Origin of the sequence: Nostoc sp. DedQUE07, from assembly GCF_034530975.2 — a bacterium.
Taxonomy (GTDB): domain Bacteria; phylum Cyanobacteriota; class Cyanobacteriia; order Cyanobacteriales; family Nostocaceae; genus Nostoc.
This window is the reverse complement of record NZ_JAVRCC020000004.1, coordinates 244,257-258,180: the sequence shown is the minus strand read 5'-3', so window position 1 is coordinate 258,180 and position 13,924 is coordinate 244,257. Positions and strand designations below refer to the sequence as shown.

Here is a 13,924-nt window from a genome sequence, read left to right as displayed (position 1 = left end):
CATTTGTCATTTGTCATTAGTTATTAGTTATTCTCCCCCTGCTCCCCTGCTTTCTGGTCACTGAGCGTAGCCGTTCGCGCAGCGTCTCGTAGAGAAGTGCTGCTCCCCTGCTCCCCGCCTCACTCCGATGGTAGCGTCACAGTAGAGAGCCAAAAATCTTCAATACTCTTGACGATTTGAAATAATTGGTTGAGGTTGCGAGATTTAGTGATATAGCAATTCACATGTAAATCGTAGCTGTGAAAAATATCATCCTCATTTTTTGAGGTTGTTAGCACAACAACTGGAATGCGTTTTAGCACTGGGTCAGCTTTAATTTCCGCCAGCACTTCTCGACCATCTTTTTTAGGCAAATTCAAATCTAATAGAATGAGGTCAGGGCGTGATGCATCAGCATATTCACCTTCTTGGCGTAAATAAGCCATAGCATCTATGCCATCCCTGACCGTTACCACTTGGTAAGGCACTGAACTATTTTTCAACGCTTCTTGGATTAAGCGAATGTCAGCTTTATTGTCCTCGACCAAAAAGATGGTTTTGTGTCTTTCTCCCGTTTCTACGCTCAAGTTCGCGTCCTCCAACTGGAATCGTAAAGTAGAAGGTTGCGCCTTCACCTAGTTCTGACTCTACCCAGATCCGCCCCCGGTGACATTCGACAATCTTCTTACAGATGGCTAAACCCATACCTGTACCAGTATATTCATCCCGCGTGTGTAAGCGCTGAAAAATTACGAAAATGCGATCGCTAAATTTCGGATCAATGCCAATACCATTATCCCGAACTGAGAAGAGCCATGCATCTTCTATCCTTTCTGCTCCCAGATGAATTTGTGGGGGCTGGTCACTGTGGAATTTAATCGCGTTACCGATGAGGTTTTGGAATAGCTGCATCAGTTGGGTGCTGTCAGCCATAACTACGGGTAAGGGATCGTGGGTGATAATAGCGCCAGTTTCATTAATGCGTTGACGCAAATTGCCCAACGCCCGACTTAAGGCTTTCTCTACCTCGGTCATTTGAAATGCGATCGCTTGCATATCGACTTTCGAGTATGCCAGCACGTCATCAATTAACGTCTGCATCAGGCTAACTCCCTGCACAGCGTAACTAATAAACTCCTGAGCATCTTCGTCAAGTTCTTCGCTATAGCGCATCTCCAACAGTTGCACGTAATTCACAACTTGATTGAGTGGTTCTTGCAAGTCATGAGAGGCGACGTAAGCAAACTTTTTCAGTTCGGCGTTAGAACGTTCTAAATCCTGGGCTAACTGGGCTAGTTCATCGGCTTGACGCAGCACAATATTAACAATTGCTTTCCGCAATTCTAATGCTGCTTTTACTTCTACATCTTTCCAAGGTAAAGATGTTAAGCGAACCGTCTCTTTCCACAGTTCAAATGATTTGCGCGGGCACAGACGGACATTTCCTTCTGACTGGTTAACTTCAAACGCCTTATTAGGATCGCCACCCCAATTTACAGTTTGAATTACTTCTGGTCGGAACCACAAAACATAATTTCGCTTGGCGATGGGAATAGCTAATAAACCACTGGCGACATTTTTAAAACTTTCGGCATCTGGATAAATCTGTGGCAAAGAATCTGTATAGAAAACTTCTTCTTCAACATTATTTTTCAGCCATTGGACTAAAAAATTCAGGTCTTCTTCTCTAGGGGTTTCACCAACTACCGTACAATTTCCCCCAAAACAAACGGCTGCACCTTGAGCGCTGGCCAAATCTAAAAGATGTTGAGGGTTTTTAACTAAACCATCAATGAAGTTTTCTTCTTGAGACATGTATTCAATCAAGATTGATTGAAGGTGTGTCAGATTTATCCGGTGATAGTAGTCTTCTGTCTCTTCTCTAGCTGAGATTTCTGCAAATATGACTCGTCCCAAAAATTCACAAGCTTTACGCAATTCGTAGGAAACATGTTTAGGAGATTGATGATGACAAGCAATCAGTCCCCAGAGTTTTTGGTCTTTAATTAAAGAGATCGTCAGCGAAGCACCAACACCCATATTATGCAAGTACTCTGTATGGCAGGAAGCAGCACTTCTGAGAATGGAGTTGGTTAAATTAATGGGGCGATCGCTAATTGGATTATTCACAGGAAACAGCTTGACTGGCTGGGAATAAGCATCCGGGATAATTCTGATCGAATTAGCAGCAAATAACTTTCTCGCTGGTTTGGGAATATCTGACTCTGGATAATGCAGCCCTAAATATGGTTCTAAGCTTTCTAGTTTTTCTTCAGCGACAACGGAACCATGCCCATCATCATCGAATTTATATAACATTACCCTGTCAAATTCCGTTATTTTCCGAACTTCTTGAACGATAACTTGACAAAAGTCCCGGAGATTTGCTGTTTTTTCTAGTTGGTTGATAGATGCTCTAGCTAGATGATAAAAGCTTAAAAATGGGATATTTTCTTGAGTAAGAGCAGGTTCTAACTCCAAGATTAAAAATCCTTCTGTATTGCGATGAAATACTGCATCAAATACTACGTATTCATCACCTTTTTTTCGCACCCAAACTTTGGTGGGATTAATAAAATCAAGATTTTCCCCGGATAGCCCTGTTTTAATTCTCTCTATTTGAAAGGGATCTAGTAAATCTTCTAGTTGTTTATGTAACATATTTTCGGGAGCAATTCCGAAAATCTTTAGCGTATTAGTGCTAACTTGTAATATTTTTAGCTCAGGCTCCTCCAAGACTAACAGGACACCATGAGGCTGAATTTGGCTAGAAATATGAATCGGAGCCTCTTTCAAGCTAATTAAATTAATACCTGGCAATTGTAAGTTCATTTCCATGACGATCCTCCTGTGTTGTCCGGGAGCATCAAAACTAGAGTATCTATAATAATGCAGAATGATGAATGTAAAAATTTTATAATTTTCCATTCACCATTTTTACTTAGTATCTAATTTCCCATGCCCTAGTGTTGCGTTTTGCAGCCTTAGTTTTATCTGCTTGTGCTTTGAAAAGTCTAACAGTGACTAAAGTTACATAGCGATAAGAAATATGAAAACCATGTGATTAAACAATTCTGTATATCTATAGCTATGTTAAGTTGAGAAATAAGTTAGGAGTTATTATTTCAATACCCCATGCCTCATGCCCCATGCTCTTCAATCAAATCCAAGAGTTGAACCACATTCGCAGCTTGTAACCGTTAGGAGAAAGGGGTAAACCCAAATAAATGGGCATCCAGAAAATAAAAGCAGCCAGAATGATAAAAGTAATGGTGACACCTAGCGCCCGGAGTTGTTGATAATAACTCCAAAGACACCGATCGACAAACCAGGCGATCGCTAAAAATACAAACACCACTGCACACATATAGTGGTAAATAAAAACACATCTTGTCACTTTTACCCAAGGTAATAAGTTCGCAGCATAATTTATAACTAAATACAAAGCAATCCAAGTATCAACACTCAGAGTTGCAGGCATAGAAAAACGCTTTTCTTTCACCCAAGGAATTACCGCTTGTGACACCAGCATCCCTACTAAAAACAACATAGCAGCAACACCAAACCACCACAAAAATGGATTGCCCATTGCATGGACATCATAAATAACTTGTCCAGCACCAGCAGGTAAAGGCGGCCCCATCACAGGTAAGGGTTCGCTAATACTTTCAGCCGTTTGATAATAATATGCCATTGGTCGAGTCATCAAAGGCCATTTATACCAAGCAGCACAGTAAGGATGTACGTTAGGGCTATTACCACCTAGATGTAAATGAAACTTCAAAATTTGCTGATGTACTGCAATAAATCCATAAGTTTTATCTAGTTGAAGGTGAGGAATCCAGATGATGCTGTAGATAAAAGCTGGGATAATTCCTAGATAAAACAGCATTTGAAAAATATTTAGCTGAGTTAAATTTTGTAGTGGTGTCTGAGATGATATAGATAAGGGGGATGAGGGAGAATAAGTAGAAACTCCTGCCTCTTGACTCCTGCCTTCTACCTGCTGACTCCTAACTCCTAACTCCTGCCTCCTACCTTCTGCCTCCTGCCTCCTGCCTCCTGCCTCCTGCTCTAATGAGGGGGATTTAAAAAAGAATTTAGAGTTAGAGAAAGAATGTATCAAATAAATTATCCAAGCTACTATCCAAATGAGATAAGCACCTGATAAAAACCATAAACCATTCCACTTAGTACCAACTGAGGCACCAAAACCAATGCCAGCTAAAACTAACCAAAAAGAACGTCGCCGATTTTGGTTATCTAATGCCAATAATAAAAACCAGTGCCCTAACAAACCAAAAATGACGATATAAATATTACTTAGAGCATACCGAGACTCAACTAAAAAAATACCATCACAAGCTGTGAATAATCCTGCAAGTATTGCAAAGGTACGACGATAACTTAACTGATAGGCGATCGCAGCCACAACTACAGGAATAAATGAGCCTGTAAGGGCATTGAACCAACGATAAGTCCAAGGCGATCGCAATGATCCTGTTAATCCATTAACCGTATCGTGCCAAAAAGGAATGTGACTGCCAATCCAAATGCCGATGCCGATCATATATTGACTTAGCGGCGGATGAGCATTAAAAAATGGCGTATGCGTAAGATAATTATTACCAAATTTGGCAAAGTAAACTTCATCAAATACCAGAGTGTTGAATCGCTCCAGTCCCCAAAACCTTAAGGCGAGTGAGAAAAGAAATACACTCACCATCCCAATTCGGAACCACTTTTTAGTCATTTGTCATTTGTCATTTGTCATTGGGCATGGGGAATAGGGAATGAGTCTTTGATACTCGCCGACGAGTCTTTAATACTCGTGAATGAGTCTTTGATACTCGCCGACGAGTCTTTGATACTCGTGAATGAGTCTTTGATACTCGCCGACGAGTCTTTGATACTCGCCGATGAGTCTTTGATACTCGTGAATGAGTCTTTAATACTCGCCGACGAGTCTTTAATACTCGTGAATGAGTCTTTCAACACCACTCCTTTGCCCCCCTGCCCTCTGCTCAAGAACTGCTCCTCTATTCCCCTTCCACTCTTCAGGTGCATCTAGTTGAAACAGGAGTAGTTCAATACCGTAATACTTGTTTGTCTGCCCTATTGGTTTCATACCCAATCGTTTTGTTACACGGATTGAACCATGATTTTCTGGCTTCACTACGGCATAAATCACTGGCAAGTTCAAAACACTAAATCCGTAATTGAGCATAACTCGTCCGGCTTCTGTTGCATACCCTTTACCCCAAGAAGCTCGCCGCAATTCCCAGCCTACTTCATAATCTTGAGTGGGTAAACCATCTTTGTCGGGCAATTGTTTAAGAAGGATAGTTCCCACAATTGTTGTACTTTCCTTTTCAACAATTGCCCAGGCTCCAGTACCATTGTTGCGTTGGTGCATTCGCTCGATACCTTCAATCAAGCGCTGACGCTGTGACTCAATGCTTGTGACGCGAGAAGATTTACCAAGAAAGTGCGTAACTTCAGGATCGCTGTAAATTGCAAACGCTTGTTCAGCATCGCTTTCGGGTATCCAACTGCGAAAGATCAAGCGTTCGGTTTCCAAAAGATTTGTCATCTTGCTTTTGGCTAAAATAAATTGCCATTCTGCAAAATACTAAGATACTTATGGTTGAGCAGTCAAAAGTTTTGTAGACAATTAACAAACAAAATATAGCGATCGCTATACTATGGGCAATTATCCAGAAGTTTAACTACCGTTGGCTATGCAATGGCAAATTCTGAATCTTTCCGCAGTTCTTCAGACCGAAATCCCAATACAATCCGATCTTTTGGTATACCTGCTTTCACCAATTCCGTTGCTACCCCCTCTTCAGTGCCATCACGTTGAATCCAAATTTTGCCATCAATAATATCAATGTGAATCAGACAGCCATGAACGCGACGAGTCACAGTAGGCGATAAATCATAGGCTGGTTCTCTTCCCAAAATCATCAACAAGTAACGGTCTTGTTCGCTGTCGAAAACTGTCTCAAATTGGATATTGCCAATGCTGAAGGGGATCGTTGTACGATCGATCAGAATATTCCTAATTAATTGCCTGTACTGCTCCAAGGTATCCATCTGAAAATAACCTCTTGCTCTAGCTGAAATACAACGATATGGACTTTGTAATCTTCTATCAAAAGTTTAGCAATTGGCTCATCAAAGATATCGGCGTATACTTCGTCACGAACGGCGAGATAGAGGACGCGATCGGGATTGGTTCTACTCATCACAGAGCGGTATGCAAGATACTGCCCTAGCGCGTGTTCGAGATCGGTCATGTCCGATACACTGCGAAAAGTTTTAATCTCAACGGCTATGCACTGTCCTTCCTTTTCAGCAGCAATTAATTTCTCTGCACCCAGGTCAACATACATATCCCTTTTTCCCCACTTCAGATGAAATGGATCGTCGGTAATCGTCCAGCCATCTTTGATTAGGGCATTTTTGACGTTCTGGTGGTAGCGGTCTTTAGCTGGCATAAATTACTCGAATGACGAACTTGTACTGAGCGTAGCCGAAGTATTACTACCCTCGACTTTTGCCACTTCCAGCATTGTCTTTAAAACCGAATCTGGATTTAGACTAATCGAGTCAATTCCCTGTTCCACCAAAAACTGGGCAAATTCTGGATAGTCGCTGGGTGCTTGCCCACAAATGCCGATTTTGCGATCGCATTTTTTCGCTGTTTCTATGACCATTTTTACCATTCGCTTAACAGCTGGACTGCGTTCATCAAACAATCGCGCTACTAACGCCGAATCCCTATCTATCCCTAATGTCAATTGAGTTAGATCGTTAGAACCAATCGAGAAGCCATCAAATACCTCAGCAAATTCCTCAGCCAGAATCACATTACTGGGCAACTCACACATCACATAAACCTGTAAGTCGTTAACACCTTGCTTTAAACCATTTTTTGCCATCTCTGCTAAAACCAAACGCCCCTCGTCAGGAGTGCGACAAAAGGGAATCATGGGGATGACATTTGTCAAACCCATTTCTTCCCGTACCCTTTTGAGGGCATGACATTCTAAGGCAAAAGCTTCTCTGTAGCCTTCATCGTAGTAACGCGCCGCCCCTCGCCAACCTAACATTGGGTTTTCTTCATGGGGTTCAAACTGTCGTCCACCTAATAAATTGGCATATTCATTACTTTTGAAATCTGAGGTTCGGACTATCACTGATTTGGGATAAAATGCTGCGGCAATTCTACCAATGCCTTGAGCTAATTTATCTACAAAATATTGGGGTTTATCGTTATAAAGTGCGGTAATATCAGCAATTTTAGCTTTGGCAAATTCATCTTTTAACGAATCATAGTGAATCAAGGCCATTGGATGAATTTGAATTTGGTTAGCAATGATAAATTCTGTCCGCGCTAAACCTACGCCATCGTTGGGAATTGCCGATAAACTCAATGCTTCTTGGGGATTACCCACATTCATTAAAATTTTAGTGCGGGTGCGGGGTAAGTTCTCTAAAGGGACTTCTTTAACTTCAAAAGGTAATAAGCCTGGATAAACTTTTCCTTCTTCACCTTCAGCACAAGAAATTGTTACCTCTTGACCAGGTTTCAAGATGTCTGTAGCATTGCCACATCCCACGATCGCAGGCACACCCAATTCTCGCGCAATTATTGCTGCATGACACGTGCGACCTCCAGAATTGGTGACAATTGCACTAGCGCGTTTCATAATTGGTTCCCAATCGGGATCGGTTCTCTCTGTCACCAAAACTTCCCCGACTTGGAACTGTTCTAGTTTCTGAACATCCAAAATTAGGCGTGCTTTTCCCTGACTAATTGCTTCCCCAATTGCACTTCCCGTAACCAGGGGAATTAAGGATTGGAAAGATTTTTCCCCATTCCCGATTCCCGATTCCTTATTCCCCAATACCAATCGATAACTCCGCAACACATTTCCCGTCTTCTGTGACTGGACGGTTTCGGGGCGCGCTTGCACAATAAAAAGTTGGTTTGTAATTCCATCTTTTGCCCACTCGATATCCATTGGGGTGAAAATGCCGTGGACTTGAGAATAATGGTCTTCAATTAAACATGCCCAACTTGCTAGTTGTAAAATCTCTTCATCACTCAGAGCGAATTTACCTCTTTCGCTGGGTGAAACCGAAACATTTTTCGTAAATTTGGAGCCGTCATCATAAATCATTTTCAGTTCTTTGCTGCCCAATTTTTTATCGATAATTGGGCGGAAACCAGCTTTTAAAGTTGGTTTAAAAACATAATATTCATCGGGATTGACAGACCCCTGGACAACATTTTCACCTAAACCGTAGGCGGCTGTAATTAGTGCCGCATCCTTAAAACCTGTTTCTGTATCAATAGAGAACATTACCCCAGAGGTTGCTAAGTCAGAGCGCACCATTTTTTGCACGCCCACAGCCAGAGCAATGCTAAAGTGGTCAAATCCCTTGGTGTGGCGATAAGAAATAGCGCGATCGGTAAATAGAGAAGCAAAGCATTTATGACAAGCTGCTAAAACTCCTTCGACACCGACAACGTTAAGGTAAGTTTCCTGCTGTCCAGCAAAACTAGCATCGGGAAGGTCTTCAGCAGTGGCGCTGGAACGGACTGCCACATCTGTATCTGCATGGTATCGTTCGCAGAGACTATGGTATGCTGTGGCGATCGCCGAGCGCAATTCTACAGGAAATGGTGTGTGGATTAAGAGCGATCGCGCTTTTTTGCCGCGTTCTCGTAAATTTTTGACATCTTCAACATTCAAGTCAGCAAAGAGTTTGCGTAGCTTTGCTTCTAACCCCGCTGATTGAATGAAATGACGATAAGCGTAAGCAGTAGTGGCGAATCCTGTGGGAACGTTAATGCCTTTGGGTGTTAGCTGTTGAATCATTTCCCCTAATGAAGCATTTTTACCACCAACGACAGGTATATCAGCAATCCCAATTTCATCAAACCAGAGAATGAGCGATCGCTCTTGGGCAGATAGAGACAAAGTGCTTTTAGATACTGTAGTCATAAATATTACCTTTTCAGTTTATACTCAATTTGTAAGTGCATAACTGCTACTATATTTATTTTTCCCATATTCAACTTGAGATTTTTGGTTCTGTCGCGGAGTTTGATATTTGGCGATAAAATACCAAATTATAAGCAATAAAAATTAACAATTATTCAGTTTAATAACTCGATCGAAATACCGGATGTAATAAATTATGGCGCAGCTAGAACGACTCCTGAAAATGGCAGAAGATGAACTAACTGAATACAGTACTGATGCCCGTAAAATAGAAAAACTACGCCGTAAAATAGGTTTAACAGTATCCGTAACAGAACAGCAGCAAGTGAAAGAGGCATTACTTGCTACGATGAAATCTAATCTAATTACCCAAGTTGTAGAAGAACAAAGACAAGCAGTAGCCTTACCATTTTGGGGAATTGCTGGATTGGGTTTGTTACTAGGAATTTCTTTAAATCAACCCATAGGCTTGTTAGCGTGTGTAGTTGGAACTGTATTAGCTTATAGAGTTCAGAAATGGGGTTGGAAATTGCAGGCAAATCGTTTATTGTTACAAACATTAGAAGATATTGAAACGCGTATTGTCCAACCCAATAAGTAACAAGAAAGATGTATTTTATAAGTAAATTATTTATTTTTTTGTATCAAGTAATACTTAGTTATTGATTAGTCATTTAATTTACATCTCGTAAGCACTTAACAATTCCTTTGGGATCACCATAGCAAAAAAATTAGATATTGGATTTAAGATTAGGTATTTATTAAGAAAGACAGCAAGCAGAAGGCAGTCTTCCGTAAACTTGAACTGCCCTCCGTCTTCATTCAATATCCTAGTTTGCGGGTAATAAATGCTACATTAACTTTTGGCAGCAGATATTACACATCTTGCAAAGTTATTTTTGCAAGATGTTGGGAAAGGTTAAAGGGGAAGGGAAAGTTCCATACCTTTGCCCCTTCCCCCACTACTGCAAGAAGTCTATTGAATATAGCTACGGGTTGTCTCAACCTGAAAGTCTAGGTTAGAGAGTTCACTTGCAATAGCTGTCGCTTCGTATAATCGTATTTGTTACACGCTCTCAAAGATCCTCAGCAAAAATTTTAGTCATGTAATATTGGTTTTTTTCTCTAATCAACTAACCAGATCGGCGATCGCTTCTGAAGCAGGGACTACAGCTTCAGGCTGATAGCGGATGCCAGCTTGCTTGAAGCGATGTAAAGCTTCACCCAAGCGATCGCAGTCTGCAATCAAACTGATCCTGACATAACCCTCACCTGCAACCCCAAAGGCATTACCGGGAGTAACCACAACGCCTGTTTGTTGCAACACGTTCAGGGCAAAATCTGTGGAACCAACGCCAACGGGACACTTCACCCAAAGATACATCGTCGCCTTGGTTTTGGGGATATCCCAACCCAACTCTCCTAACCCTTGAATCAGGAAATCGCGGCGGGTACGGTAGCGTTGTTGTACCTCGTGCAAATACACATCTGGCAGTTGCAAAGCTGTTTCGGCTGCCGTTTGTAGTGCGGCAAAAATGCCATAATCCAAGTTAGTTTTCAGCGTCCGCAAACCTTGAATTACATGGCGGTTCCCCACGACAAACCCGACGCGCCAACCAGCCATATTGTAGGTTTTAGATAAGGTGTGAAATTCCACACCAATATCTTTCGCACCGGGAATTTCTAACAAGCTAGTGGGTTGATAACCATCAAAAGCTAACTCGGCATAACACAAATCATGCACCAGCAAAATTTCATATTTGCGGGCGAAGGCAACGATTTCTTCAAAAAATTCGCGGGGGGCGGTAGCGGCGGTAGGATTGCTGGGATAGTTGAAATAGAGAATTTTAGCTTGTCTTGCAACTTCTTCAGGAATGGCAGCTAAATCAATTAACCAGTCATTTTCAGGTTTGAGAATCAAACTGTGGATTTTCCCACCAGCGATCGCCGGGCCGCGAAAATGTGCCGGATAAGCTGGGGAAGGAACCAGAACTAAATCACCAGGGTTAATGTAGGCGATCGCTAAATGAGTTAATCCTTCTTTAGAACCCAGCAATGGCAAGGCTTCGCTATCAGGATCGAGAATCACATCATAACGGCGACGATACCAGTTAGTAATGGCACGGCGGAAACTAGCTGTGCCCTCAAAAGGTGGATAACCGTGATTGCTAGAATCTTTTAAAGCAGCGATCGCTGCTTCTACTACTGGTGCTGGCGTTGCACCATCGGGGTTTCCCATACCCAAATCAATTAAATCTAACCCTTGTTCCCGTGCTTTAGCTTTCAGTTCATCTAAACGGGCAAATACATAAGGTGGTAGTTTTTGTATGCGTTCTGCTGGGACAATCCAATTTAAACTCATAAAACCTCGTCATTCATTCCCTTGGGCGAAACTCGATTTGCAGTATCTCTACTATCTATAGGTGCAGTGGTAGAAACCATTGCCGCCATTAACTGTTCTGGCACGACTTTAAACGGTAGTCGATGGATGTCAGAATTAGGAACTAGAGCCATTTCGGCGGCTGTTTGCAATTCACCTAATGTAATATTGCCCAATCCCAAATCACTTAATTTCTGGGGTAGTCCAATTTCTGTGTAGAACTTTAACAACTGTTGTCGTGCCGATGCTGCTAGTTGATTGCCTTGTAGCATCTCTTCTAAACGCAGTTGCACCAAAATTCCAAAAGCAACTTTTTCGCCATGAATACTGCCATGTCCAGAAATATGAGTTAAACCGTTATGCACGGCATGGGCGGCAACTGTGCGACACTGCGCTCCTCCAAGTCCCCCAACTACTCCAGCTAGTAACACAGTAGCATCTACCACTTCTCGCCAAACCTCACTACCTGGTTCTTCCAGGGCCGCGGCTGACTTTTGTAACAAGATATCTCGCAAAACTCGTGCTTGTTGCACCGCAGCAATAATTAAAGTCTCTTGCAAATGCCCACTGCTAACTGAGGCTTCATACCACTTAGCGATCGCATCACCAATTCCAGCTACTAAGGTACGTTGTGGCGCAGTTTTAATCAAGTCATAATCGAGTATCAATAAATCGGGACAACGAGATAGCCCCACATCGTAGAGAAAAGCCCCATCTTCCGAATAAACATTCGATAAGGCACTCCAAGCTGCACAAGTAGCCCCAGAAGTCGGAATTGTCACCACTGGTAGATGTAACTGTTGTGCGACTAATTTCGCTGTATCTAAGGCTTTGCCACCACCAACACCGATAATTACATCAGATTTATGTTCTTTTGCCTTCTTCTGTAAAGATTTTAGGCTAGCTTCGCAGCAATCTGCACCATAAGAAGCTTGGACAGTATGTAACTGCTGCGCTTCTAAAACTGGTTGCAAATTTTGTTGGCTGATAGCGAGAGTAGACTCACCTGCCACAATTAAGGGACGACTTCCCAAACAGGCAATTTCTGCTGCGGCTGTTTGCAACACCCCAGAACCACGGATTACTTTTGCGGGGGAAACTGTGAGCGTAAATAATGAACTAGAGGTTTGAGTAGACAAAGAAGGTTGAGTAGAAAAATTATTGGGCATATAATCTCGTTTACCAAAACCTTGATACTTCTTAATATAAATAGACTAGCGATCGAGGATACTTGTTGCCAAACTGGTTTTTGGCTGGCTCCAACCTGACACCCAGCCGATCTGGATTTGAACCAAGCAATTAAATAGATAAGTCCTGTTGCCGACTGATTGAGTAGTTTGACGATATTGCTTGAATCTATAAATACCCATTGGTCTGAAATTCCGAACTATCAAAGTTTTGAATAACCGTATAATTAATTAACATTAACATTGTCAGATTCTCAAGAAAAGCAATCGAGAATTGATAATGTGTAGGCGGTTGTATTATTTGATGCAATTTTTAGCTACAGATATATATGTAAAGGTATGCAAATATATTTCCCTACAATCCCTTGATTTGCTGCAAAGAATTTTGAAAATGGCAACAGGGGCAATTAGGACAACAACTGACAAATTACAACTGTCAGTACCCATTACCCCACGCTGATTAACTTTTTCCCACAGTATAACCACTAAAGTGTGAATATCTTAATCTAAAAATAACCATTAATGTATCAGTAAATACAAAATAATTTTTGTCATCCTGATAACAGGTAATTTACTTTTGTTCTTTGGGCATTGGGCATGGGGCATTGGGCATTGGGCATGGGGCATTGGGCACTGATTATTAATTCTTCTCCCCCTGTTCCTGCCCCTCTGCTCCCCTGCTCCCCTGCTCCCCTGCTCCCTGCCTCTTAAGCAGTAGGTTTTGGCAATTTGGCGAAATTGTCTGTGTAAATTTTGACTGTTACCGGAGAATTTTGATGAGAAATGAGCGATCGCTTGACCTCACCCAAGTAAACTGGGACAGAAATCCCTGTTTCCGGGTGGATAATGGTACGGGCGCGAACTGTCAAGTTTCCGTCTTCCTGTGTACCTGAACGGCCATAAGAAAAAAGATTGCTAGCTGCTTGACGTAAAGTTGCTTCTAATTGTGTGGGTGTAATTTGGGGTGATGTGGCAATCACCGCTTGTGTTGAACCATTGTCATAAACTAGAGTGTACCGGGCTGCTCCAGGAATCACAGTCCGACTCAAGGGGACTATTGAGAGTCCAAATAAACCAGCAGTCACCACCAGCATAAAGCCAGTCGTACCCACCAACCGAAAGCGGATGCCCCATTTGAGAATAAAAGCCAAAAATGTCAAGGCAGCAAATACCAATGTAGCTATACCTGACCATTGGGTGTACTGAAAAAAGTTAGCTGTTGTGAGCATAAGGTTGGTTATGGAGGCGTCTTTTTTTCGTTACCGACACACCCATTTTACCGAGAGCTTACACCGATTACCTGTGAGGTTGCATAGATACAACAACTTGCTCAAGCCGCTTATAGCAATTTCTAGTTA

At 42.0% G+C, this 13,924-nt stretch carries 12 protein-coding genes; 1 reads left to right on the top strand and 11 read right to left on the bottom strand.

Annotated features, from left to right (window positions below; translation table 11 throughout):
• Nucleotides 1-119: 119 nt before the first annotated feature.
• The 7 genes from RMZ95_RS05355 to ppsA form a co-directional block, all read right to left on the bottom strand.
• Nucleotides 120-566 carry a response regulator gene (locus RMZ95_RS05355; RefSeq protein WP_100900409.1) on the bottom strand — a complete coding sequence of 149 codons (447 nt, stop codon included), beginning with the start codon at nucleotides 564-566 and terminating at the stop codon, nucleotides 120-122.
• A complete protein-coding gene (locus RMZ95_RS05350) occupies nucleotides 511-2,817 on the bottom strand; it encodes an ATP-binding protein (protein WP_322685361.1) in 2,307 nt (768 codons plus the stop codon). The genes RMZ95_RS05355 and RMZ95_RS05350 overlap by 56 nt, the downstream gene beginning before the upstream one ends.
• A 322-nt stretch (nucleotides 2,818-3,139) precedes the next feature.
• Complete coding sequence (locus tag RMZ95_RS05345; RefSeq protein ID WP_322685362.1) at nucleotides 3,140-4,732, bottom strand: dolichyl-phosphate-mannose--protein mannosyltransferase; 1,593 nt, start codon at nucleotides 4,730-4,732, stop codon at nucleotides 3,140-3,142.
• A 216-nt stretch (nucleotides 4,733-4,948) separates the two neighbouring features.
• Nucleotides 4,949-5,572 carry a GNAT family N-acetyltransferase gene (locus tag RMZ95_RS05340; protein ID WP_322685363.1) on the bottom strand — a complete coding sequence of 208 codons (624 nt, stop codon included), beginning with the start codon at nucleotides 5,570-5,572 and terminating at the stop codon, nucleotides 4,949-4,951.
• Between the two features lie 146 nt (nucleotides 5,573-5,718).
• A complete protein-coding gene (locus tag RMZ95_RS05335) occupies nucleotides 5,719-6,078 on the bottom strand; it encodes a XisI protein (RefSeq protein WP_322685364.1) in 360 nt (119 codons plus the stop codon).
• Nucleotides 6,048-6,482, bottom strand: a complete 435-nt coding sequence (locus RMZ95_RS05330) for an element excision factor XisH family protein (RefSeq protein WP_322685365.1) — start codon at nucleotides 6,480-6,482, stop codon at nucleotides 6,048-6,050. The genes RMZ95_RS05335 and RMZ95_RS05330 overlap by 31 nt, the downstream gene beginning before the upstream one ends.
• 3 nt (nucleotides 6,483-6,485) lie before the next feature.
• A complete protein-coding gene (gene ppsA / locus RMZ95_RS05325) occupies nucleotides 6,486-8,999 on the bottom strand; it encodes a phosphoenolpyruvate synthase (protein ID WP_322685366.1) in 2,514 nt (837 codons plus the stop codon).
• Nucleotides 9,000-9,195: 196 nt separating this feature from the next.
• On the opposite strand from ppsA, the gene RMZ95_RS05320 reads away from it, so the two are divergent.
• A complete protein-coding gene (locus RMZ95_RS05320) occupies nucleotides 9,196-9,600 on the top strand; it encodes a hypothetical protein (RefSeq protein WP_322685367.1) in 405 nt (134 codons plus the stop codon).
• Between the two features lie 528 nt (nucleotides 9,601-10,128).
• On the opposite strand, the gene RMZ95_RS05315 is transcribed toward RMZ95_RS05320, so the two are convergent.
• From RMZ95_RS05315 to RMZ95_RS05300, 4 genes are all read right to left on the bottom strand, one after another.
• Nucleotides 10,129-11,361, bottom strand: a complete 1,233-nt coding sequence (locus RMZ95_RS05315; protein ID WP_322685368.1) for an aspartate aminotransferase — start codon at nucleotides 11,359-11,361, stop codon at nucleotides 10,129-10,131.
• Nucleotides 11,358-12,548, bottom strand: coding sequence for an iron-containing alcohol dehydrogenase family protein (locus RMZ95_RS05310; protein ID WP_322685369.1), 1,191 nt, complete (start codon nucleotides 12,546-12,548; stop codon nucleotides 11,358-11,360). The genes RMZ95_RS05315 and RMZ95_RS05310 overlap by 4 nt, the downstream gene beginning before the upstream one ends.
• Nucleotides 12,549-12,593: 45 nt before the next feature.
• Nucleotides 12,594-12,749 (bottom strand): hypothetical protein, encoded by a 156-nt coding sequence (locus RMZ95_RS05305; protein WP_322685370.1) that lies wholly within the window; start codon nucleotides 12,747-12,749, stop codon nucleotides 12,594-12,596.
• Between the two features lie 524 nt (nucleotides 12,750-13,273).
• Nucleotides 13,274-13,795 (bottom strand): Ycf51 family protein, encoded by a 522-nt coding sequence (locus RMZ95_RS05300; protein ID WP_322685371.1) that lies wholly within the window; start codon nucleotides 13,793-13,795, stop codon nucleotides 13,274-13,276.
• Between the last annotated feature and the right edge of the window lie 129 nt (nucleotides 13,796-13,924).

What these genes read in the sequence shown, in the direction of transcription:
- RMZ95_RS05335 (WP_322685364.1), bottom strand. Translation starts at nt 6,078, where the DNA reads ATGGATACCTTGGAGCAGTACAGGCAATTAATTAGGAATATTCTGATC.
- RMZ95_RS05345 (WP_322685362.1), bottom strand. Translation starts at nt 4,732, where the DNA reads ATGACTAAAAAGTGGTTCCGAATTGGGATGGTGAGTGTATTTCTTTTC.
- RMZ95_RS05320 (WP_322685367.1), top strand. Translation starts at nt 9,196, where the DNA reads ATGGCGCAGCTAGAACGACTCCTGAAAATGGCAGAAGATGAACTAACT.
- RMZ95_RS05340 (WP_322685363.1), bottom strand. Translation starts at nt 5,572, where the DNA reads ATGACAAATCTTTTGGAAACCGAACGCTTGATCTTTCGCAGTTGGATA.
- ppsA (WP_322685366.1), bottom strand. Translation starts at nt 8,999, where the DNA reads ATGACTACAGTATCTAAAAGCACTTTGTCTCTATCTGCCCAAGAGCGA.
- RMZ95_RS05315 (WP_322685368.1), bottom strand. Translation starts at nt 11,361, where the DNA reads ATGAGTTTAAATTGGATTGTCCCAGCAGAACGCATACAAAAACTACCA.
- RMZ95_RS05330 (WP_322685365.1), bottom strand. Translation starts at nt 6,482, where the DNA reads ATGCCAGCTAAAGACCGCTACCACCAGAACGTCAAAAATGCCCTAATC.
- RMZ95_RS05350 (WP_322685361.1), bottom strand. Translation starts at nt 2,817, where the DNA reads ATGGAAATGAACTTACAATTGCCAGGTATTAATTTAATTAGCTTGAAA.
- RMZ95_RS05310 (WP_322685369.1), bottom strand. Translation starts at nt 12,548, where the DNA reads ATGCCCAATAATTTTTCTACTCAACCTTCTTTGTCTACTCAAACCTCT.
- RMZ95_RS05300 (WP_322685371.1), bottom strand. Translation starts at nt 13,795, where the DNA reads ATGCTCACAACAGCTAACTTTTTTCAGTACACCCAATGGTCAGGTATA.
- RMZ95_RS05305 (WP_322685370.1), bottom strand. Translation starts at nt 12,749, where the DNA reads ATGGGTATTTATAGATTCAAGCAATATCGTCAAACTACTCAATCAGTC.